The sequence below is a fragment of the Alteromonas hispanica genome, from assembly GCF_010500915.1.
In the GTDB taxonomy this organism is placed as follows: Bacteria; Pseudomonadota; Gammaproteobacteria; order Enterobacterales; family Alteromonadaceae; genus Alteromonas; species Alteromonas hispanica.
Map to the genome: position 1 here is coordinate 71,837 of NZ_JAAAWP010000009.1, position 23,425 is coordinate 95,261.

Annotated in this window: 17 protein-coding genes; 11 read left to right on the plus strand and 6 right to left on the minus strand. The window is 44.8% G+C overall.

Annotated elements, in window-relative coordinates:
- Positions 1–83: 83 nt before the first annotated feature.
- The 3 genes from GTW09_RS13910 to pepA form a co-directional block, all read right to left on the minus strand.
- A complete protein-coding gene (locus GTW09_RS13910; protein ID WP_163112378.1) occupies positions 84–2,858 on the minus strand; it encodes a valine--tRNA ligase in 2,775 nt (924 codons plus the stop codon).
- A 65-nt stretch (positions 2,859–2,923) separates the two neighbouring features.
- Positions 2,924–3,346 carry a DNA polymerase III subunit chi gene (locus GTW09_RS13915; protein ID WP_071980511.1) on the minus strand — a complete coding sequence of 141 codons (423 nt, stop codon included), beginning with the start codon at positions 3,344–3,346 and terminating at the stop codon, positions 2,924–2,926.
- Positions 3,347–3,352: 6 nt separating this feature from the next.
- Positions 3,353–4,858 (minus strand): leucyl aminopeptidase, encoded by a 1,506-nt coding sequence (gene pepA / locus GTW09_RS13920; RefSeq protein ID WP_163112434.1) that lies wholly within the window; start codon positions 4,856–4,858, stop codon positions 3,353–3,355.
- Between the two features lie 260 nt (positions 4,859–5,118).
- Here pepA and lptF point away from each other — a divergent pair, with 260 nt between their 5' ends.
- Positions 5,119–6,219, plus strand: a complete 1,101-nt coding sequence (gene lptF, locus GTW09_RS13925) for an LPS export ABC transporter permease LptF (RefSeq protein WP_163112379.1) — start codon at positions 5,119–5,121, stop codon at positions 6,217–6,219.
- Complete coding sequence (gene lptG, locus GTW09_RS13930) at positions 6,220–7,281, plus strand: LPS export ABC transporter permease LptG (RefSeq protein WP_163112380.1); 1,062 nt, start codon at positions 6,220–6,222, stop codon at positions 7,279–7,281.
- Positions 7,282–7,487: 206 nt separating this feature from the next.
- Here the strand turns inward: lptG and GTW09_RS13935 are convergent, their stop codons facing one another.
- Complete coding sequence (locus tag GTW09_RS13935) at positions 7,488–8,000, minus strand: RDD family protein (protein ID WP_163112435.1); 513 nt, start codon at positions 7,998–8,000, stop codon at positions 7,488–7,490.
- A gap of 601 nt (positions 8,001–8,601) precedes the next feature.
- Between GTW09_RS13935 and GTW09_RS13940 the strand changes: the two genes are divergently transcribed.
- The 7 genes from GTW09_RS13940 (at position 8,602) to GTW09_RS13970 (ending at position 16,934) form a co-directional block, all read left to right on the plus strand.
- Entirely contained in the window at positions 8,602–9,135 is a 534-nt protein-coding gene (locus tag GTW09_RS13940; RefSeq protein ID WP_163112381.1) for a sigma-70 family RNA polymerase sigma factor, read from the plus strand.
- Positions 9,132–9,833, plus strand: coding sequence for an anti-sigma factor (locus GTW09_RS13945; protein WP_163112382.1), 702 nt, complete (start codon positions 9,132–9,134; stop codon positions 9,831–9,833). The genes GTW09_RS13940 and GTW09_RS13945 overlap by 4 nt, the downstream gene beginning before the upstream one ends.
- 166 nt (positions 9,834–9,999) lie before the next feature.
- Positions 10,000–11,592 carry a DUF4331 domain-containing protein gene (locus GTW09_RS13950; RefSeq protein ID WP_163112383.1) on the plus strand — a complete coding sequence of 531 codons (1,593 nt, stop codon included), beginning with the start codon at positions 10,000–10,002 and terminating at the stop codon, positions 11,590–11,592.
- A gap of 11 nt (positions 11,593–11,603) precedes the next feature.
- The gene (locus GTW09_RS13955; protein ID WP_163112384.1) at positions 11,604–12,131 is read left to right on the plus strand and encodes an Ig-like domain-containing protein; all 528 of its coding nucleotides are present in this window, start codon (positions 11,604–11,606) and stop codon (positions 12,129–12,131) included.
- Between the two features lie 76 nt (positions 12,132–12,207).
- Positions 12,208–13,320, plus strand: coding sequence for a hypothetical protein (locus GTW09_RS13960; RefSeq protein ID WP_163112385.1), 1,113 nt, complete (start codon positions 12,208–12,210; stop codon positions 13,318–13,320).
- Between the two features lie 16 nt (positions 13,321–13,336).
- Positions 13,337–14,437, plus strand: coding sequence for a HupE/UreJ family protein (locus GTW09_RS13965; protein ID WP_163112386.1), 1,101 nt, complete (start codon positions 13,337–13,339; stop codon positions 14,435–14,437).
- Positions 14,438–14,780: 343 nt separating this feature from the next.
- Positions 14,781–16,934, plus strand: coding sequence for a GspE/PulE family protein (locus tag GTW09_RS13970; protein ID WP_163112387.1), 2,154 nt, complete (start codon positions 14,781–14,783; stop codon positions 16,932–16,934).
- 129 nt (positions 16,935–17,063) lie between these two features.
- Here GTW09_RS13970 and GTW09_RS13975 read toward each other — a convergent pair whose 3' ends face one another.
- Complete coding sequence (locus tag GTW09_RS13975) at positions 17,064–17,558, minus strand: pilin (RefSeq protein WP_163112388.1); 495 nt, start codon at positions 17,556–17,558, stop codon at positions 17,064–17,066.
- A gap of 214 nt (positions 17,559–17,772) precedes the next feature.
- Positions 17,773–20,913 (minus strand): WD40/YVTN/BNR-like repeat-containing protein, encoded by a 3,141-nt coding sequence (locus GTW09_RS13980; RefSeq protein WP_163112389.1) that lies wholly within the window; start codon positions 20,911–20,913, stop codon positions 17,773–17,775.
- Positions 20,914–21,201: 288 nt separating this feature from the next.
- Between GTW09_RS13980 and GTW09_RS13985 the strand changes: the two genes are divergently transcribed.
- Entirely contained in the window at positions 21,202–22,251 is a 1,050-nt protein-coding gene (locus tag GTW09_RS13985) for a DUF1852 domain-containing protein (protein ID WP_163112390.1), read from the plus strand.
- Between the two features lie 62 nt (positions 22,252–22,313).
- On the plus strand, positions 22,314–23,339 hold the full coding sequence (locus GTW09_RS13990; protein WP_163112391.1) for a methionine synthase: 1,026 nt from the start codon (positions 22,314–22,316) through the stop codon (positions 23,337–23,339).
- Positions 23,340–23,425 lie beyond the last annotated feature (86 nt).

Here is a 23,425-nt window from a genome sequence, read left to right on the forward strand (position 1 = left end):
GCATGACAAAAAAACGGGGCCATTAATTTGGCCCCGTTTTTATTGTTGAATATACTGCTGAATACAATAAAGGTTAAGCGACTCTAGAGAGCAGCAATCGTCTCATATTGTTCTTTCAGTTTTGCCAACGCTTTTTCACCCTCGTCGAGCTTACCGCGTTCCTTTTCGATTACGGCTTCAGGTGCATTGCTAACAAACTTTTCATTGCTAAGTTTGCCACGGGTTCTTGATACGTCTTTCTCAACTTTTTCCATGGCCTTGGTGATACGTGCAAGCTCTGCATCTTTATCAATAAGCCCTGCCATAGGTATCAGAATTTCCATCTCTCCTACTAGCGCCGTCGCGCTCGCTGGTGCTTTTTCACCGGCAGTAAGAATAGTTACGCTCTCAAGTTTAGACAACTTATCTAAGAAACCTTTAGCAGCCTCTAAACGCCGTTTGTCTTCGTCACTCACATTTCTGAGTAAAGCATTAAGCGGTTTATTTGGGGAAATATCCATTTCGCCACGAATATTGCGAATGCCAACAATAAACTTCTTCACCCACTCAATATCGGCCAGCACGCTCTCGTCTTGCTTATCCGCTTCAACTTCTGGGAATGGCTGCACCATGATGCTAGCGTCGTCTTCAACGTTAAGTGCGCTTAGCGGCACAACACGCTGCCAAATAGTATCGGTGATAAACGGCATAAGAGGATGCATTAGTCGCATCAGGCTCTCTAGCACGTTGATGAGTGTATGGCGAGTTCCTCGCTTTTCAGCCTCGCTACTTGAATCATTGCTAAGCACTGGCTTTGTGAGCTCAAGGTACCAATCGCAGAATTGATTCCAAGTAAATTCATACACAGTTTGCGCAGCAATATCGAAACGGTAATCAGAAAGTGCTTTCTCAAATTCAACAAGGGTCTGTTGAAACTTCGCCCAAATCCAGCGATCTGCCAAACTGAGTACCATATCACCGCCATTCGCACCGGTATCATGCTCTTCCGTATTCATCAAAACAAAACGCGATGCGTTCCAAATTTTGTTACAGAAGTTTCGATAGCCCTCAACGCGAGACATATCAAAATTGATATCTCTGCTGGTAGATGCCATTGCCGCAAAAGTAAAGCGAAGAGCATCGGTACCGTAGGCATGAATACCTTCAGGGAACTGTTTGCGCGTGCGCTTAACGATTTTTTCAGCTAACTGGGGCTGCATCATTCCGGCAGTGCGCTTCTCAACAAGAGACTCGAGGTCGATGCCGTCAATCAGGTCAATAGGGTCAAGCACGTTGCCTTTTGATTTCGACATTTTGTCACCGCTCTCATCGCGTATGAGGCCTGTGATGTAAATGTCTTTAAATGGAATTTTTCCAGTAAACTTCTTGGTCATCATGATCATTCTGGCAACCCAGAAGAAAATAATGTCAAAGCCTGTTACCAAAACAGATGACGGAACAAACGTCTCTAAATCGGGAGTGTCTTTTGGCCATCCCATAGTGGCGAAAGGCCATAGCGCACTAGAAAACCACGTATCGAGAACGTCATTATCTTGGGTTAACGTAACCTCGCTACCTAAGTCATTTTTCGCGCGTACTTCTTCTTCGGTGCGACCTACGTAAACCTTGCCGTTCTCATCATACCAAGCTGGAATGCGATGTCCCCACCAAAGCTGACGAGAAATACACCAGTCTTGAATGTTATTCATCCACTGGAAGTAGGTTTTGTTCCAGTTTTCTGGAACAAAGCGAATTTCACCGCTTTCTACTGCTTCAATTGCGGGCTTGGCAAGAGACTCTACCGCCACGTACCATTGGTCTGTAAGGTAAGGCTCGATTACCGCCCCCGTGCGATCGCCACGCGGCACTTTAAGCTTATGCGGCTCTACTTTTACCAAAACACCACTGTTATCTAAATCGGCGACGATTTGCTTACGGGCGTCAAAGCGATCTAAACCGCGGTATGCCTCTGGCGCATCGTCATTTATTTTGGCATCGTCGGTAAGAATATTGATCATGGCAAGGTTGTGGCGCTTACCCATGTCATAGTCGTTAAAGTCATGGGCAGGGGTTATTTTCACGCATCCTGTACCAAATTCCATATCAACGTAGTCATCGGCAATTATGGGGATCAAACGCCCTGTTATTGGCAGTTTAATATCTTTGCCGATAAAGCCTTGATAACGTTCATCATCGGGATGAACAGCTACAGCGGTATCACCTAGCATCGTTTCTGGGCGTGTTGTAGCTACCACAAGCTCACCGCTACCATCGGCAAGAGGATAGCGCATGTGCCACATGTGGCCATCTTCTTCTTCGTTGAGAACTTCAAGATCGGATACTGCGGTGTGCAGTACAGGGTCCCAGTTAACGAGACGCTTACCGCGATAAATAAGCCCTTCTTCATGCAGCTTTACGAAGACTTCTGTCACTGCCGTCGATAAATCGTCGTCCATAGTAAAAACTTCGCGAGACCAATCTGGCGATGTTCCTAATCGACGCATTTGGCTGGTGATAGTACCGCCACTTTGCTCTTTCCACTCCCAGATCTTTTTAATAAAGTCTTCGCGGCCCAAATCGTGGCGTGTTTTACCTTGGGCATTTAACTGGCGTTCAACTACCATTTGCGTGGCGATACCCGCGTGGTCTGTACCCACCTGCCACAACGTGTTGTCGCCTTTCATTCTGTGGTAACGGGTTAACGCATCCATTATGGTCTGCTGAAATCCGTGGCCCATGTGTAGACTTCCCGTCACGTTTGGCGGGGGAAGAAGAATACAGTAGGGTTCACCACTACCAGATGCTTTAAATAAACCCGCGTCTTCCCATTTTTTATAGCACTGCTGCTCGATAGACTGCGGTTCGAAGGTTTTATCCATTACTGACTCTCGTTTTGAAGCTGATGTAACTTGGGTGAAAAAGTAAACGTGCTAGGTGCGCGCCGTCATGCAGACTTAAATTGCATACTACAACCAGCTTGCTGATAGTTTTTGTATCTCACCCGCGCTGCTTGCTTAGCATTTTCATCCACGGGTACAAAATCGATGATTTGGCGGTGTTGGTTAGGCGATGGCACCATGCCAGAACCCACGTTTACCACCATTTGACGCCGGGCAACCTGCTCTGGTTGCCAGCATATTTCTACCGGCGTACCTGCTTGTGGTCCTTCACCGTATAAATTGTGAGGTACAAAACGGTTCGCCGGCAGTTGCCACAGCAGTTCATCAACTTCTTCTGCTTGTGCCTGCGTATCGCACAGCACACTCATTTTTTGTTTATTAGCAAAAGCGTTAGCAACAATTTCACTGGCTTTGCCAGCAACGCCATTATCGCTAGCGCTTAGTTGATAAAAAATAACCTGTGGCATGCTAGGTTAGTCCTCTAACTTAATGTCTGCTCGGTTCATTAAGAACTGAGAAAGCATAGGAACAGGACGCCCCGTCGCACCTTTATTTTTACCACTGCGCCATGCGGTTCCAGCGATATCAAGGTGTGCCCAGTTGTACTTTTTAGTGAAGCGCGACAAGAAACAACCCGCTGTTATGCTTCCCGCCGGACGACCACCTAAGTTGGTCATATCGGCAAACGGGCTTTCTAACTGCTCTTGATAATCATCCCACAACGGCAAACGCCAAGCGCGGTCTGAACTTTGCTCTGAGGCGTTAAGTAACTCATGGGCAAGAGGATTATGAGTACTCATCACCGCAGTAGCGTGGTGACCAAGGGCAATAATGGCTGCGCCGGTAAGGGTTGCTACGTCAATTACCAACTCAGGCTCGTAGCGTTCTACATAAGTTAATGCATCACACAGCACTAAACGGCCTTCTGCGTCGGTATTTAGCACTTCAACGGTTTGACCCGACATGGTTGTTAAAATGTCACCTGGACGATACGCATTGCCGCTTGGCATGTTTTCACAGCCAGCGAGCACGCCAACAACATTAATGGGTAAATTAAGCGCGGCAATAGTGTGCATTGTGCCTAATACGCCCGCAGCGCCGCCCATGTCGTATTTCATTTCGTCCATGGCTTCGCCTGGTTTAAGCGATATACCGCCAGAGTCGAAGGTCAATCCTTTACCTACAAGCACGATAGGCGCCTGATCTGCAGGGCCGCCACGGTGATGCATAATACTCATCATGCTTTCATTTTCAGAGCCGCGCCCTACCGCTAGATAAGCTTGCATACCAAGTTCTGCCATTTGCGTTTCGTCAACCACTTCAGCGGTTATACTGTCATAACGACTCGCAAGCTCTTGTGCTTGTTTCCATAGATATTCTGGATTACAAATGTTGGGTGGCATGTTGGCCACGTCTTTTGTCACTTTGGCACCACGAGAAATCGCTAAACCATGTTCAACAGCGCGCTCGCCCACGGTTAACTCGCGACGGGTGGGAACATTGAAGACAATTTTGCGCAACGGGCGACGTGGCTCACCTTTCTTCGTTTTAAGCTGTAAGAATGTGTACAGCGAGTCTTCTGTGGCTTCTACCGCCTGGCGTACTTTCCAATAGGTATCACGGCCTTTTACATGAAGTTCGGTCAAGAAGCACACGGCTTCCATTGACCCAGTTTCATTCAGTGTTTGGATTGTTTTTGCAATGATATTTTTGTACTGACGCTCGTCTAATTCGCGCTCTTTTCCGCAACCGACAAGTAAAACCCGCTCGCTCAAGACGTTTGGTACATTGTGTAGCAGCAACATCTGGCCGGCTTTGCCTTCTAAATCGCCGCGGCGCAACAGGTTGCTGATATAACCATTGCTGATCTCGTCTAGCTGTTCTGCCACTGCCGTTAAACGGCGTGGTTCGAAGACGCCCACAACGATACAGGCACTACGTTGCTTTTCTGGGCTGCCACTTTTTACACTAAACTCCACGATATTACCTCGCTTTTCGTCGTTTATAGTTTGCACGATGACTAAAATCACGTAACGTTTCGCGCTGCTTTATGTTTTAATACGCAGAATAACTTTTAAGTTCACTGCGATGAACGCGTTTGCCCTTAAATATAGGCCAAATTAGCGTCAAAACATCATGCAAACAGTTTATGGTTGCAGGCAAAACGTGTAAAAACGATAAGTTTAAACAAAATTGTGCTTTCTTTCACTAAAATTCCTAATTATCCGGGCAGACTGAGATGCTGATATTCCGCTATTTACTTAAGGAAACGCTTAAATCTCAGCTAGCGATTTTCTTTATCTTAATGGCCATTTTTGTCACCTTGCGCTTTGTGCGTGTTTTAGGTGATGCTTCTGATGGCGACATCCCCGCAGGTTTGGTTTTGGGCTTCTTAGGTCTTTATGCCCCCATGCTATCATCTCTTGTGCTGCCAATAAGCGCTTATCTCGGCATTATGCTGGCCCATGGCCGACTATACGTTGATAGCGAAATGACTGTTATGCGCGCTTGCGGCATTAGTGAATGGTATATAACGAGGGTAATGCTGTTCCTGTCGGTGCTGATTATGATTGTTACCGGCGCTATTACACTGTATTTCGCTCCTCTTGCTGCAGAAAACGAATATCAACTGCGAGAAAAAGCGCGCAACGAAGCGGGCATCTCGGCGCTTATGCCCGGTAGATTTCAACAAACCGGCAACGAAAAAGCAGTTATTTTTGCTCACGACGTTGATGAAAACGACAAACTAAAACGAGTCTTTTTATCGCAAAATCAAAGTGACGATAGCAAAGAACAGGTGCGTGTGGTTTACGCACAAACAGGTGACGTAGCAACAAATGCAGACGGCACCCGTAACCTTATCCTGAAGCAAGGCGTGCAGTACGAGGGCGTACAATCGGGTAACGCCTATCGAAAAGTTGAGTTTGACGAATACCAAATTCAAATTGCCGACAAGCCTGCAGAAGAGCCTCGCAAAAAAGTGAGTGTATTACCAACCACTGAACTGTGGAATGACGACAGCATAGAAGCACGAGCCGAACTGCAATGGCGTATTGCCATTCCCCTTTCTATTCCTTTTTTAGTGCTTATAGCCGTGCCGCTGAGTGCCGTTGATCCAAGGCAAGGTCGATTTGGCAAAATGTTCCCTGCCATATTACTTTACCTGGGGTATTTTTTATTACTGTTAGCCAGCAGACGCGTGCTTGAAGATGGGAAAATGCCACCTCAACTTGGGCTGTGGTGGGTTCACACCGTTATGCTTGTGATTGGTTTTGTCTTAATTGTTCGCGATAGGAAAACCGGCACTCAGTTACGTGCTTGGATATTGGGGAAAAAATAAATGTTTAAGATCCTCGATTTGTATGTAGCACGAACATTATTAAGCACAGTTACAGTAACCCTTAGCGTACTAATTGGACTCAGCGCGCTCATAAAATTTGTAGAACAGCTGCGAAAGATTGGTGAAGGCGACTACGACATGCTTCTCGCATTTTTGTATGTTTTGTTGAGCCTGCCTCGCGATTTGGAGCAGTTTTTCCCTATGGCTACCCTAATTGGTGGCTTAGTGGGAATGGGCGTACTTGCAAGCAATAGCGAGCTTGTAGTCATGCAGGCCGCAGGACTGAGCCGCTGGAATATCATCAATTCTGCCATGAAGTCGACGCTGATTATGATTTTGGTGGTTATGGCTGTTGGCGAGTGGGTAACCCCGGTAAGCGAAACAAAAGCCAAACAGCTCCGCACGGAGGCCATTTCTGGGGGAAGCTTGTTCTCATCTGATAAGCTTGTATGGGCGAAAGATGGCGAACGGTTCGTCAGCATTGGGCAGGTTCTCAGCCAAGATGCGTTAAAAGATATTCGCATTTACACCTTTAACACCGACCTTTCGCTGCAAAGCATTAGCTATGCGAATACGGGCACGTTCGACGACGACGGCTGGTGGCTAAACAACGTGGATGTAACAACTTTCACTGAGCAACAGATTTCAACGGAAAACATTGAAAGAAAGCGCTGGAGCTCAACTCTCACTCCAGACAAATTGGGTATAGTGGCAGTAAAACCAGAAGCATTATCTATTACCGGCTTGATAGACTATGTGAACTATTTAGAAAGTAACGATCAGGACCCCGCACGCTACGAACTCGCTCTATGGCGCAAGATATTGCAACCGGTGTCTGTTGGCGTGATGCTATTAATGGCACTGTCGTTTATCTTTGGCCCACTGAGAAGTGTTACCATGGGAGCACGGGTCATTATGGGGGTACTAACCGGTTTTGGTTTCTTTATTCTCAATGAAGTGTTTGGGCCTGTGAGTTTAGTTTATCAGTTACCGCCATTTCTGGGCGCGCTTCTACCAAGCCTGCTGTTTGCCGCTATTGCTGGCATAATGCTTCGGCGCTGATCACACTTACGTTGCTTTAACTGATTTAGATAGCAAACTTGCTAGATTAAAGCTCGCTAGATTTAAACTCGCTAGATTTGAGAGCCAAAAGGGCAATATCTGCCCTTTTCTTTTGCTCATCGCTTTTGCTAACGAGTCTTAAATTTTAATGCTTGTTCTTAAGAGCTGTAAGCAACTTTGTGTGCCTCTTTTCAACGCTGTTTTGCCTACCAGCTTTTATGGTCATTCGCTTCTTTTGACAGCTTTAATACTTCGGTTTTTGCTAATCTGTCTTGTAGCGACTGTTTTTCTTTTATATCGAACAACACCAGTAACGTGCCTAATCCGCAAAGTGAAGCAATAAGGCGAGTAAGTAAACGCCCCATGGTAACGGGCTCATCTACTGTGCTAAAAATACGGAGCCGCCAAGCACGCATGCCTAATGTTTGCCCTCCTCGTTTCCAGAACCATAAAAAGAAGCCGGCTATCCACAAACCTACCCAAACCTGAATAAGAAGTTTGTATGCTGTAGAGGCCTGAATGAAATCGGCTGGCTCAGCATAACCTTGCATGTCTATGGCGCCATTTTTCAACATAATAATAAGCGTGACTATAATCACCATTGCCGCACACATGCCCACTGCAATAGCAACAAGTGCATCGTAAACCATGGCTAGAAGACGACGAAAAAAGCCTGCCCGCTCTCCAAATTCAGACGCAGGTGTATTCTGGCTTTTCATGTCTGCTTCACTACTTTCATTTTTTTTGCGAACTCGCTTTTGAGCTCTTACTTTGTTTTTTGACACACTTTTCTCTTTAAATGCTTATTTAATTTCTTAGAACAGGCTCGCTTGATGCCAATATGCTTGCTATTGCTATTACTATATTTATGACTAAGACATTCGACACATTATCTCGATGGCTACGCTTAAAACATCAGTCTGGCTCTTACAAAACGTGCTCTAACCTGACGTCGCTTTAACCTTATACGGCTATAGCAAACCACGGTGCAATTAGCGTTACGGATAAGAGTAAACCTTTAATAGTGTGACACAAGCAAGACTGGGCATAAATATGAATAAGGTAGCATTACGCGTTTTTCACCTGACAACTCATTCGTCAAAACGCTTAACCCACTGGAAAGAGAGCCTAGACTTAAGGAGATAATGACAATTTATTTAACCGTGCTATTGTCAAAAACAGAGCATATTGACCGTTACTGTGCTTTTTTTGCATCTAACCAGGCGAGATGGACGTTAGTATATTAAAAACCTGTAAGTCTTATGATGGCTAACAACAATTAAGCATGTGACTGTAAAAAGTCATATATAAGGAGCCAAAATGGAACATGAAACTCTGTTTCCGCTGTTGTGTAAAACGGCAGAGGGCAACAAAGATGCCTTTGCTAAACTGTATGAAATAACCAGCTCTCAGCTTTACGCGGTGGCATTAAAGCTACTCAAACGGCCAGAGCTTGCAGATGAAGCAACGCAAGACGCTTACATCAAAATTTGGCACAACGCGGGAAGCTACCAGCGAACCAAAGGAACTGTATTAACCTGGATGGTAAGTATTGTGCGTTATAGAGCATTAGATTTAATGCGCTATCACAACGTTCGCAACGAGGTAGAGTTAACCGATGAAGCCGCTGCCATTCCCGACGCTCCCCAGGCTTTTCAATTAGGCGGTGAGCAACAAAAGCTTGCTGCCTGCCTCGACGAGTTAGATGGGCCGCAGCGACAAGCCATTCATTTAGCCTACGTAAACGGTCTATCTCACCAAGAAGTGGTGAATTATCTATCTTCGCCATTAGGCACTATTAAAAGTTGGATACGAAGAGGATTACAAAGCCTTCAAAGGTGTTTATCGCTATGAATTATTTGAAAGAAGAAACGCTTAACGCATTAGCCGCTGAATATGTTGTAGGAACACTGCGTGGAAAAGCCCGTTTGCGTTATCAAAAATTGATGATGCAATACCAAGCTGTGAGCGATGCCACCGCCCAATGGGAGCAGTATTTAGCGGGTTTTAACGATACTGTTGAGCCGGTTGAACCGCCAAAAGCCGTGTGGGAGGAAATTCAGCGTCGACTTGGGCATTCTGCATCTAACGACACATCTGCTCAAATTGTCGATTTTGAACGAGCAAAACGCGATCGCTGGCGCGGGCTCTCTATGCTATCAACTGCTGCAGCCTTGGTGCTTGCCGTACTTTTAGTCGTCATGCAGCCAGCCCCAGTCGAGGACGTATCGCATATTGCTGTAGTCAATAATGCGGATAATACGCCGCTGTGGGTTATCGAAGTATCGCCGAGTAGCATGGACGTAAAAGTTACCGATGCCTTTACCGCTATTGCAGATAAAGACTATGAGCTTTGGATGGTTCCTGCTAATGGAGAAGCACCGATATCTCTTGGTTTAATGCCTGAGATGGGTGGAGATAGCAGAGCAACGCCAGATATTTTACTCGACAGCAGTATCGCGGCACTTGCAATTAGTTTGGAAGCCCCAGGAGGCTCTAAAACCGGAGCGCCAACCGAAGTGCTTTATATAGCTCCTATTCTATCGGTTTAAAAAACCGCCCCCCACTCCAAAGGCCGCATTTTTCTCATGAAATATGCGGCTTTTTCTTTTTATTTACGCCTTTGAAACATTTTTTTAAATTTTTTTATTTTTTTTGCATCTAGTCGTGCATCTCGCTCGTTTAACTTTAGGAACTCATAAAACAGAGAGATAAAACATGACAATCTTCAAACGTAAAACACTATCGGTTGCAATTGCTCTCACTTGCGCTGCCGTAACAGCAGGCGCAATGGCATCAAGCCACAGAGAAGCACCTAACATTACCCGCGCTCCAGCGGTAGACAGTACAGATTTTTACGCCTTTAACAGTTACGAAGAAGGCAGAGAAGGTTATGTAACCTTCATTGCCAACTATATTCCATTACAAGACGCCTACGGCGGTCCTAACTATTTTGCTATGGACCCTGCAGCACATTACGCCATTCATATCGACAGTGATGGAGATGCAGTAGAGGATGTTAGCTTTGTATTCAATTTTAACAATATGCTTGCTGCAGGTAATGAAGGCATAGCACTTCCGATTGGCCCTGAAGGCAATCAGAAAATGGTGAAAGTGCCGCTCAAAAATGTAGGTGGCATTAGCGCGGACGATTCTAGCGCCGCCAACTTCTCGGAGATGTATACGCTAACCATGGTTTCTGGTGATATGCAAAGCGGTGAGCGCACTATGCTAACGCCTGCTATGGGCGATATGTTTAAGAAGCCACTCGATTACATCGGTAATAAAACATTTACCAGTGAAGCTGAGTACGCACGTTATGCTGAAAGCTTTATTTATTCGTTTGCCATTCCAGGTTGTGACGATATGGCCCGCGTATTTGTAGGTCAGCGTAAAGACCCGTTTGTTGTAAACCTAGGTAAAACATTCGACTTAGTTAACTATGTACCTGTAGAAGGTGATAGTGCCCCGGGTGCTGGCGACGGTGCAGGCTTCCCTGGCGGTATTACACAAAGCGACAGCAACGATGACCTTATTGACAAAAACGTAACGTCATTGTCTGTTGAAGTTCCTGCAAGCTGCGTAACTGGCGATGGCAATGGCGTAATCGGAAGCTGGACTACGGCGAGCCTGCCGCAAGCACGCATCCTAAACCCAGATGCTACTTTTGCAAAGCCTGAAGTCAACGGCGGTGCAATGACACAAGTGTCTCGCTTAGGTAGCCCACTAGTTAACGAGCTCGTGATTGGTATTGGCGATAAAGATAAGTTTTCTAGCGCGCACCCAAGTCAAGACGGTCAATTTGCGGATTACGTAACGCATCCGTCTTTACCTGAGTTACTGAATATTCTGTTTAAAGATGCGGTAAACACTACGCTAGGTACGGAAATTGAGACGCTAGCACCAACTAACTTCCCAAGAACAGACTTGGTAACCGCATTCCTAACAGGTTTCCCTGGTGTGAATCAGCAGGCAACAGTAACACCGTCTGAAATGCTTCGTTTAAACACTGGCATTCCAGCCACACCAGCAGATTCACAATCGGCATTTGGTGTAGCGGGCGACGATTTAGCAGGCTTCCCTAACGGTCGCCGTCCAGGTGATGACGTTGTAGACATTGCACTTCGCGTAGTTATGGGCCGTTTGTGCTATCCAATCCCAGTGGCAGGTGAAGATACTGACCTAGGTCTTTGTACACCGGAAGATGCAAGCGTAGGTACAGTGCCATTTACTGATGGTGCACCGGTGGATGCGAGCATGATTGATTCATCATTCCCATACCTAAGAACGCCTATTGCTGGCTCTGAGTAAGGAGCACAACTATGAATAATTCGACTAACCAACCAAGCAACCGAAAACTACACCGTATTTGGATTGCAACGTCGCTGGCGCTAGCGCTATCAGGCTGTTTCGATAGCGATGACGATGAAAAAGCGCCTGAGATCAACGAAGCCCCAGTGGCCGTTGATGATGCGTTAACCACTCAGGCAGACATTGCATTTGAAGGCACGCTTTCAGCAACAGATCCTGAAAACGACCCTCTTACGTTTGCCCTAGCAGATGACGGCTCGTTAGGTACAGCAACTGTAAATTCAGACGGTAGCTTTACTTACACGCCAAACGCTCAAGTGACAGGCTCGGATAGCTTTACATTTAGCGTTAGCGATGGCTTTAATCAGCAGGTTACCGGCACGGTAACAGTAACCATTGAAGCTCAGCAATTGTCTGTAGCTAGTTACACGAGAGAAGTGTTTAATCAGGCGCCAACCGACAAGCCACTGCCAGTAAATGGTCGTGAGTTTACTCAGGACGCCGATGATGCCGCTTTCGACGACTTACTGATTGACTAAGTAACAATTAATCACAAGTCACCGTAAAAGAGCATAACCGCAAGGCCATGGACGGCCTTTTTTTAAGGGAACTATCATGTCAAAGTTCGTATCTTTATGGACGTTTTGTGCCTTAGTACTACTTTCGCTACCCACATTCGCAAATGCAGAATCTGCGTCCTCACACCCCGTAAAAAATCAAATAGATAAAAACGCCATAATCGCCACTTGGCAACCCGATGAAAAAGCGCTCACAAGCCTTTTTGAAGCCGAGCAATTACTCTCATCTAGCCGATATTTATCTGCCTCAGGAAACGAGCGCCAGCGCGTAAGCCAATTCCTACATAAGTTACGTTCTGAGCAACCCGTTTTAAGGGGAACGCAACTCGAACGAGTTGTTATTCTTGAAGCAAAACTCATGCAAGGCATTCATAAATTTGATGATGCCATGAGCCATTTGAATACTATCGATGTTTCTCGCTCTGCGGCTGCACAATTGCTGCTTGCCGACATTAGCATTCAACAAGGTAATGGAAATAAAGCGAAGCAGCACTGCGAGCACCTGCTGGGCAAAACAAGCTTTATGTTGTCTTTTGGCTGTGTGTTAAATGCTGATTTTGCTATCTCACCTTCTATAGAGGTGTATCATAAACTCAAAAAATTTGAACAATACTCATCACTACCTTCTTCTTCATCGTCACCCATTTCGTCAAGCTTTGAAAATTCTGAATTCATTTGGTTCAAAGAAACACTAGCAAGCATGGCTCTTTCTGTTGGGCAGCCTGAACTAGCAATAAAGCAATTGGCTGAATTTGAAATTGCTTCGCTTCCCATCAGTGCCATTATCATCTGGGCCGATGCCCATTATGCTAGTGGTCAATATGGCACTATCACTTCAACCTTAGAGCGAGATGTTACTGACCAATCACGCTTAGACGACGCGTTATTACTACGGTGGGTTAAAGCACAAAAAGCGCTAGGCGAAGACAACACTAAAGAGATGCGCCTTCTAGGCGAGCGCATGAAAATAAGGGCTTGGCGAGAAGATACCTCTCACGCTGCGCAAGTGGCAAACTACTATCTTGATATCGATCCTCAGCCTGAGCTCGCCCTAAAATTTGCCCAACTGAATTGGCAGTATGCGCAAACAGAACACGATAAAGCACTACTTGAAAGGGCTGAAAAAGCAAATTCAGAACTAAGTAGCTAGGAGTTTCAACAAGGTTATGCAACGATTTATTTTATTTTTCTTTATTCTTTTTGCGTTTACTGCAAAAGGCTTTGCCCATGAGTTAAGTAACGGATATTTAACTCTGAATTATCAGCAAGGAGGACTCTTAAAAGGGGAATTGCTGCTAAAGCCTGAGGATATTGGGCAAGCCGCTAATTTAGATTCCAATAATGACGGGCAATTGCAGTGGGGTGAAGTTTTAGATAATCATTCTTTTGCAGAGCAATATATCGCGTCCTCGCTGCAAGTAAAGCAGGGCGAAACCAAGTGCGATGTTGCAACAACAATTCCTTCTATGCGCTCAATATCTGCCGAGTCCCTTATTGTTTATCCGTTAAATGTCAGCTGCCAAGGAACCGTTGAAATTAGCATAATGTATCAAGGCATCTTTGAAGTAACGCCTACGCATAAACTGCTGACAACAATAAAGCTTGAGCAAGAAACCTTAACTACAGTGATAGCTGAAGATAAGCGCATATTAACGCTAACACCTGCGGCTCTCTCTATCACTACACAGTTTTTTGAAATGGTATACCAAGGCATTTGGCATATTTTTATTGGCCTAGATCATATTCTTTTTCTAGTGGCGACCTTGCTTACCGTTAACCTAGCGCGTAATGAGCGCACGTGGAAAAAAGAAGACAAGAAGCGAGATATTGTTAAAAGCACGGTAATTTTAGTGAGTGCCTTCACCCTAGCCCACTCTATAACGCTTACCGCTACCGCCCTTGATATCATAACGCTAGACAGCAGGTGGGTAGAGCTGGGCATTGCAATTTCCGTTATGCTAACGGCACTGAACAATATATTCCCAGTGGTATTTAGGCTCGGCTTTTTAACCTTTGGGTTTGGTCTTCTTCACGGCATGGGCTTCGCCAGTGTTTTTGCTGAATTAAACGCACAATCAAACAGCCTAGTAATGAGCGTGGCCGCATTCAACATTGGTGTAGAAATAGGCCAGTTGGCCATTGTTGCAGTACTTCTGCCAATCCTTATGCTTGCGCGTAATTGGCATGTTTATGCAAAAACAATTATGCCGTTTGCATCCTCTGTCATCGCCATTATTGCATTAAACTGGACCTTACAGCGCTGGTAGCCATTTTTGTCGGTAGCTAAACTTCAACCCCAAATCAGTGTTTTGATATCGTACAAACGTCCCTAGTTAAATTGAAATTGGGGACGTTTTACTTATTAACGGCTGTGTGGTGGGCTGTAAACGCACTAAATCGTACGCACTCACAATTAATCAGCAAAAGACAGCATATTCACCTACCGGTCCCCATCACTTTTCCCTCTTTTTTCAAAAAACTATCTATATTTAACAAATGCCCTTGTGGCGATTGTTTAAAAAACGCTATGGCACGTCTTATTACTAAAAAGCTCAACAGCCCGTAATGATTCGATCCGAGATATTTACTGAACGTGGTACTTAAAAAAGCATGATAAATTTTGAAAGCGATGCTGTGCATTTGCTCTATAAGCAATATAAAGCTGTGTATGACAAAGGAGGCATACTGTCGAATCTTTCTTCTGATTCGAATATAAGTTCGGTGTGGCAAAAAATAACACACGAAACACAAATTTCTGCTGATGAATTATGTAATCGAGTTGCGTCGCTTGCTGGAATCGAATCATATCCTGGCACAATAAACGTCCCCGTTCAGTTGGCAAAAAAAATTCCTATGAAAACCCTAGTGCGCCATCATATTGCTATCGCGGGCGTTGAAGTTGGTGATGCTGTAATTGCCACAGCAAATCCATTTGATACAGAATTACCCGAAGCGCTGGCGTTTATCTTCGGCAGCCATTTTAAATTAGTCGTTGCTGCGCCCGATAATATTAATCGAGCGATCGAGTCTGTAAAACAGCTACAAGATACAACGACTCGACGAGCCACGAGCTTGAACCTAAGTCGTTCTTCGCAATCTGAGCACGACGATGGTTCGGTGCCTTCAATAATGAGTTCACTGCTCAGGCAGTCGGTTAATCAAGGCGCTTCTGATATGCACTTACAACCTTTTCTTAATGGCTCTGTTGTAAGAGTGCGTGTAGATGGTAGGTTGAAGCGAATGACATTAGTATCGAGTGATATAGCCGATGGCTTAATTCGCCATATTAAAGCTCAGGCGGGTATGGATACAACGGCCAAGATGCTTCCCCAAGATGGAAGAATGTTGGTTGAGCTAGAGGGAAACGAATATGACCTGCGGATATCGACGTTACCAGTAGCAGGAGGATGCGAAAAGTTAGTTATTCGCTTTTTAAACCGGCAGTCCGTTTATGCTTTGGCAGATATTGGGTTTTCGCTTGATGAGGTGCATACCGTGCGCAGGCTATCAGCTAAACCCTCAGGCGTGGTGCTTGTATGCGGGCCAACTGGGTCGGGTAAAACCACTACACTATATTCGATACTGAATACATTGAATAACGAAGCCGTTTCCATCATGACCGTTGAAAACCCAGTAGAGTATCAAATGCAGGGGCTCAGTCAGACAGAGGTAAATGAGAAAGCCGGTATGAGCTTTGCTAAAGCGTTAAGGGCAATTTTGCGACAAGATCCCGACGTATTGTTGATAGGTGAAATTAGGGATGAAGAAACAGCTCAAATAGCTATGCAATCAGCACTGACTGGGCATCTTGTTTTCTCAACATTACACACCAATGACTCTTTAAGCGCTATACCTCGATTACTCGACCTTGGTATCAACCCAGTTATTTTAGCGGAAACATTGGCTGGCATTATGTCGCAGCGGTTACTACGCAAGCTTTGCAATGATTGCAAGCAAGAGACTGAACCTGACAACCCAATGGCAGCTGCGTTTGAAAAGGTGACGCGTACAGTACAAGCTTACGAAGCTGTTGGATGTGAGAGTTGTGGGTTTAGTGGTTATAAAGGGCGAACAGTAGTCGCAGAAATAATTGAAATAAGCCAAGCACAAAGAGAACTCTTACTTGGTGGTGAGAAGGATATCGCTAAATTTAAAAACGCTATGCATGGTACGTTTAATTCTCTTTCAATGTCTGCATCGCGGCTAATAATTTCAGGCATCACTACCGCTGCTGAAGCATCAAGAGTTATTGGCCACCAGTTTTGGTATGCTTTAGCCGATGAATACAGCAGCGAGTTACCAGATCTAAGCTCACTGTATGATAAGAATAGCCAACAGAATATTAACCAGAACGCAGTGCTAATTGCAGGCGAAGGTTGCTCTAAAACACAATTACTTAGTAACGCTCTAAAAAACAGCTGGCTAACGGTGTTAACAGCCGAAGACCCCATATCTGCAAATAGCGTTCTTCATAAAAATGACAACATTGAAGTTGTTATCCTTGAACTTAGTGACTTACTGAGCGACGAGGAAGCTGTTAATACCGTTGCTCAGTACAGACGTGAAATAGCCTGGTCACGTATCCCTGCACTTATCCGTATTCCAGCAGATAAACCACACTGGAAAGCTTTGCTACTAGAACACGGTGCAACTTCAAAGTTTGCGAGCAAAGCTATAGACGAAAAAGAGGTAGTAAGCCTTGTGCAATCTGCAATAAGCAATAACTTAGACTTCCGCTGGGGAACAAAAAGTGAAAACAGCTAGCGAGAGAGTGATGTGGCGCAAGTATACTGCTCACGAATCGAATTAGGTTAAGTCGTTTCATTCTCATTAAGGCGCCACGCTATTTACGTTGTGTAACAGTAGCGTGGCTTACCTGATAAAGGCAGTCCGCTATGATGAGGCAGAGTGGCACGACGCAGGCAGATACTTCTCTTCAAGCGCACCATGATCAACTCGGTTTGGTACACACTTCCACGTTATCGAACCAGTACCATTCGCCTTGCCAACAAAATAGAAGGTCGAGTTGTATTCACTGTATTGGTCACCAAACTCAGTTAAGTCCATGATGGGAGCTAAGGTTCCAATATGCTTTTCATCAACGACTTGACCAGGTATACCTGAAGTCCATTTTAACTGTGTTACAAGGTCAAAGTTCGGAAACTCAATTATACCTGCATCACTGCCTTTGTTCGGCATTTTTTCGTGGGTAGCGTAATACAGTTCTATCTTAATTCGCTCCTCATCGAGCAGGCTAAATGCCTCAGATAGTTTTGCCGTGAGCCGGTAGTTTTGATATATCGGCATAGCGATTGCCGCTAAAATGCCAACAATTGCCACAGTTATGAGTATCTCTATAAGCGTAAAGCCTTGCTGTTTTGGTCTCATTTTTAACTCTCTCAAACATCATTGATTTAACATTAGTACAAAAATGATATTTGGGGGAAAAGATAACAAATTGTGTGCAAATTTTTATAAATTCAACATACGGCAGCTATACGGCAGCTAGTGCTTTGGCCCCACATCAGTGTGTTGGTATCGTACAAACGTCCCTAGTAACCTATTACTAGGGACGTTTTATTTTAAGTTAGCGTGTGATGAGCTACAAACGTTCTAAATCATATGCGCCCTGCTCCGATAGCTTTTTATTGAGCGGCGTTATTCGCTCTTCAAACAGGGTTTGTAATTGCAATTTATATTGCAGCCATTTTGCTTCTAAGTCTTCTAATCGTTTTAATGCGCCCGCTTGCGCTGGCGCCCCTGTTCTATCAAAGTTATCCATTAAAAAGCGTACTTGCCTGTCGAGCATATTAGGCCAATTGATATCATCTTCAAAGGTTTGATGTTTGGGCTGAATCACAAACGACTCCCACTCATCTATTTCACTAACAATACGGTCGATAGACTCTGACATTTCAGCAGACAGCATCACATTAGAATGTGTGACGTCATTAAGCTTTTCACGCACATTCCGGGCTTTCTGTAAGTGTGCAAACAGTTCATTTAAAATAGTTTCACTGGCCTTGATACTCTGCTCAACCACTTTTAACTGCTGCGCATTTGTATTCTCTCGTGGATCAGGTAGAACCTTAAAAGATCTCGTTTGCGCTATATCGCCAAGCGATATCTTAGCTTTATATTCTCCCGGCATTACTCTGGCACCATTCCAGCCGCCAAAAAGCTTCACGTTATCAATACAGTTAAGGGGTGCGCGACGCAAATCCCACTCGAAGGTGTTATAGCCTTTATTTGTCGATGGATGCTTGAACTTGACCGGGCTGCGAATATCTTCATTGCCTTTCGCGCAAGATTCAAACGCGCTAGGTTTAGACGATAGCGAGCGCACTAATTCGTTGTCGGCATTAAAAATGTCGATGCGAAGTTCGTCATCTTCTTCTAGCTCTGCGCCTAAATAATATCTAAATGACGCAACGCGAGGTGGGTTCTTAGCCTCAGGTTGACCGCTCATATTACCACCGCCTAGTAACCGCACGCCGTCAACAGGGCTAAATTGAAATAGCTTTTCATCAACCAAAGATTCGTTAACTTCGCGAAGAGGAGATATATCATCTAACACATAAAACCCTCTTCCCTGTGTAGCAACCACTAGGTCATCGCCTTTCACTTTAAGGTCTGTTATTGCAACCGGAGGTAAGTTGAGCGACAGCTTTTGCCAGTTTTTACCATCATCAAAGCTTATAAACATTCCACTTTCTGTGCCGGCAAACAGCATACCCTCTTGCTGAGTATCTTCACGAACTACTCTTACAAAAGCGTCTTCGGGCAAGCCTTTATCAATACGAGTCCAGCGTTTTCCATAATTTGTCGTTTTATAAATATATGGGCTGTAGTCGTTAAGTTTATAGCCAGTCACTGCAACGTAAGCTTTGCCCTCGGCATGAGAGCTTAACTCTATGGCGTTCACCTGCGCTTCTTTTTTGTGAGGGGTAATATCTACCCAGTTTTTTCCTTCGTCTTTAGTAAGATGCAGTTTACCGTCGTCGGCACCAACCCAAAGCTCTCCCGCATTTACAGGAGATTCAGCAATATAAAACACTGTGTTGTAGTATTCCGCGCCTGCCTGTTCATTTGTGATAGGGCCACCATTCAACCCCTGTTTATTGGCATCGTTGCGAGTGAGGTCAGGGCTAATTTCTTGCCAATTTACCCCCCTGTCAGTGGTTTTTAGTATCATCTGTGTTCCGTAATACACAGTATTTGGGTCGTGTTTTGATACTAAAACCGGCGCATTCCAATTAGTGCGATATTTCTGGTCTCGAGCATTACGACCAAACACGTACTCAGGGTAAGGCATGATGGGGCGAGTTAACCCGCTTTCTCTATCAAATTCCGTGAGTGTACCGTTTATAGTAGTGGCGTAGATAAGCGCAGGATCGTTTGGATTAAACGCGATATGGGCACTTTCACCACCGCCCACTGCAAATTGTTCGTCAATGCCTATGCCGCTATCCCAAGTCGCAGAAGGCGTTGCCATAGTGGTGTTATCTTGCTGGCCTCCATAAATATGATACGGCTCAAGGTTATCTGTGGTCACTCTGTAAAATTGCGCAGTGGGTTGATTGTAAATACTCGACCACGACGCTCCACCATCAAACGTAACGGTTGCGCCACCATCGTTGGCGTTTATCATGTTTAAACTGTTTTCAGGGTTAATCCACATATCATGAGTATCGCCATGAGGCAGCGACTTAATTTCAAAGGTTTTGCCGCCATCAATGGATTTATGCAGCTGCACATTCATAACGTACAGAGTATTTTCATCGTTCGGGTCAACTTTTATATGGTTGTAATACCAAGCTCTGGCTTTAAGAATATTGTCGCCATTCATTAACTCCCATGTAGCCCCAGCATCATCACTGCGATATAAACCGCCCTCATCAGCTTCAACAATGGCGTAGAGTCGTTTAGGGTTTGATGGTGATACATCAATTCCCACTTTACCAATGAGCGTTGGCAAGCCTTTTTCAAGCTGCTCCCAGGTTTCACCGCCATCAATAGACTTATAAATGCCGCCCCCATCGCCGCCAGATTTTACAAACCACGGCGTTCTGCCGTGATGCCACATGCTTGCATAGAGTATTCTTGGGTTAGAAGGATCTATGGCCAAATCGGCTGCGCCCGTATCTGCATTCACTTTTAATACGTGTTGCCAATTTTTACCACCATCAGTGGTTTTGAAAATACCGCGCTGTTCGTTGGGAGCCCAAATATTGCCTTGAACCGCAGCCCAAGCAACGTCTGGATTCGAAGGGTGTATGCGTATTTTTGGAATTTGACCCCGATTGTCTAATCCAACCAGCTTCCATGTTTCGCCTGCGTCGGTAGATTTATAGATGCCTTTGCCATGACTTGTGGTAACGCCTCGAATAGGCCCTTCGCCAGTGCCAACATAAATTACGTTAGGGTCGGAAGGCGCTACTGCAATAGAACCAATGCTGCCCACTGCAAAATGTTTATCTGATAGCGGCTTCCACGATATTCCCGCGTTTTCAGTTTTCCATACTCCACCACCAGCAGCGCCCATGTAATAAAGCTGCGGGTTGCCCTTAACGCCGCTAACGGCAACCGAACGACCGCCACGGTAAGGACCGACAAAACGGTATTCCATTTTGTCGAAAAGTACTGCATCAATGGTGTCTTCTAATCCATAAGTTGGAAATGAAAAACTCAACAGTGTGCTCACAGACACAACTAGAGCAGCTAATGTTCGCCGTAATATCATTGCTGAACGCCTTATTTTGGTTATTATTTTTTAAAGTGGAAATGCTTATTTTTGATGTTTTGTAACGATGAACACTTATATTGCAGCCAGCGTAGCGTTAAGGCAATGACTTTGATCAATTAGCTTTTGAGTTAACTATTTTCTTAATTCCACCCTGCATAACAAAAAACGCCCACCAAAACATGAACAAAGTTCATCGATAGATGAAATTAAGTCATTTTTATTCATAACAAACATTGCGTATAACATTCCCATGCAGAGACACCATTGAGGGAAGCGTGAAGCACAATGAATAAAGACTTTGAATTTACTATTACTAGCACACCGTTGAATGAGGAGTATAGCCCTTCAGAGACCACGCGAATTACCACTAACTATGCAAATTTAGCTAGAGGTGAACATCGTAAAGCGAATCTTCGCAATGCTCTGCAAATGATAAACAACCGCTTTAATGCACTGGCTACATGGGACAACCTTACGGGGCAAAGATACGCCGTAGAGTTAGACATAATAACAGTAGAGGTAACCCTTAAAGCCCCTGCAATCACTAAAAACGAGATTAACGATCACAGTATCAAAAATTCCGCCCCCTCAGATACCAAGCTTCAGGGTGCTAACAAAAGTTTCCCAGCTATTGAAGTTCTTAAAACGACGATTGTGGACACCAAAACAAAGCAGCGTACAGAAGGTATAGTGGGTAACAACTTTTCTTCTTACCTAAGAGATTACGATTTCAGCGTAGTGCTTCCAGCGCATAATAAGGGGCAGTCTCACTTTAGTGTTCCTGACAACTTTGGCGACCTGCATGGTACGCTCTTTCAACAGCTTGTGCAGTCAAACACTTACAAGGCGCACTTTTCAAAGCTTCCTGTTATTTGTATAAGCGTTTCAGATAGTAAGGTGTATCACCGAACTGAAAATGAACACCCAATTTTAGGGGTTGAATATATTCCCAATGAAACGTCATTAACCGAAAGCTACTTCAAAAAAATGGGCTTAAATGTGCGCTATTTTATGCCGCCTAATAGTGTTGCGCCGTTTGCGTTCTATTTCTCTAATGACTTGCTAAACGACTACACCAACTTAGAGCTAATCAGCACCATAAGCACGATGGAAACATTTCAAAAAATCTATCGCCCGGAGATTTATAACGCGAATGCCGTTGCCGGAAAACGTTACCAGCCTAATTTGCGTCATCAAGACCACTCGGTTACTCGCATTGTTTACGACAGAGATGAACGCACCAAACTAGGTGTTGAGCAAGGAAAATTTGTTGAAGAAACCTTTATCAAGCCCTACCGCGCAACCTTGAAGCAATGCATCAAGCAACGCGCTTAAAGTAACGCCCATACGACAGCGCGTATTAATGCTCAACCACCCTATTAAGTGAAGATTTGATTATGAAAACACTATTACCAACAACAATTTCTGGAAGTTTACCAAAACCGTCCTGGCTATCAGAGCCAGAAACGCTGTGGTCGCCATGGAAACTTAACAATGAAGCCCTTATTGAAGGCAAGCGAGATGCTTTGAAACTATCTTTACACGAACAGCAATGTGCTGGAATTGATATTGTGTGCGATGGCGAACAAACAAGGCAGCATTTTGTTACCACTTTCATTGAACATTTAAACGGCGTTGATTTTGAAAACAGAGAAACTGTACGAATTCGAGGTCGTTACGACGCAAGCGTACCAAGAGTAATTGATGCCGTTACTCGCCCCAATTCCGTATTTGTAGAAGACGCTAAATTCCTACGTAGCCAAACGGACAGACCTATCAAGTGGGCGCTGCCCGGACCTATGACAATGGTAGATACGCTTTATGACGCGCACTACAAAAGCCGTGAAAAACTGGCATGGGAGTTTGCGAAAATCCTCAATCAAGAGGCGAAAGAACTAGAAGAGGCTGGTGTAGATATTATTCAGTTTGATGAACCCGCATTTAATGTATTTTTCGACGATGTAAATGAGTGGGGCATAGCCGCTTTAGAGCGCGCTGTGGAAGGGCTGAAATGCGAAACTGCTGTACATATTTGCTATGGTTATGGCATCAAGGCGAATACTGAATGGAAAAAGACACTGGGCAACGAATGGAGACAGTACGAATCTATTTTCCCTATGCTTCAGCGCTCAAACATAGACATCATTTCATTAGAGTGCCACAACTCTCGGGTACCGCTAGAGCTCATTGAATTGTTAAGAGGCAAGAAAATCATGGTGGGCGCGATCGATGTTGCAAACCACACAGTAGAAACCGCCGATGAAGTCGCCAACACGCTCAGAAACGTACTAAAATATGTAGATGCAGATAAACTTTATCCCTGCACGAACTGCGGTATGGCACCGCTGCAAAGAGAGGTAGCCCGCGCTAAACTCAAAGCCTTATCTGATGGCGCTGCTATTGTGAGAAATGAGTGTACCTAAGACTACGATTGAGCATTCTTTCAACAGTTAGTCATTTTTAGGTAAAAAAGTGTTGTATGCGCGCGCTGCATCGCTATAATGCATCG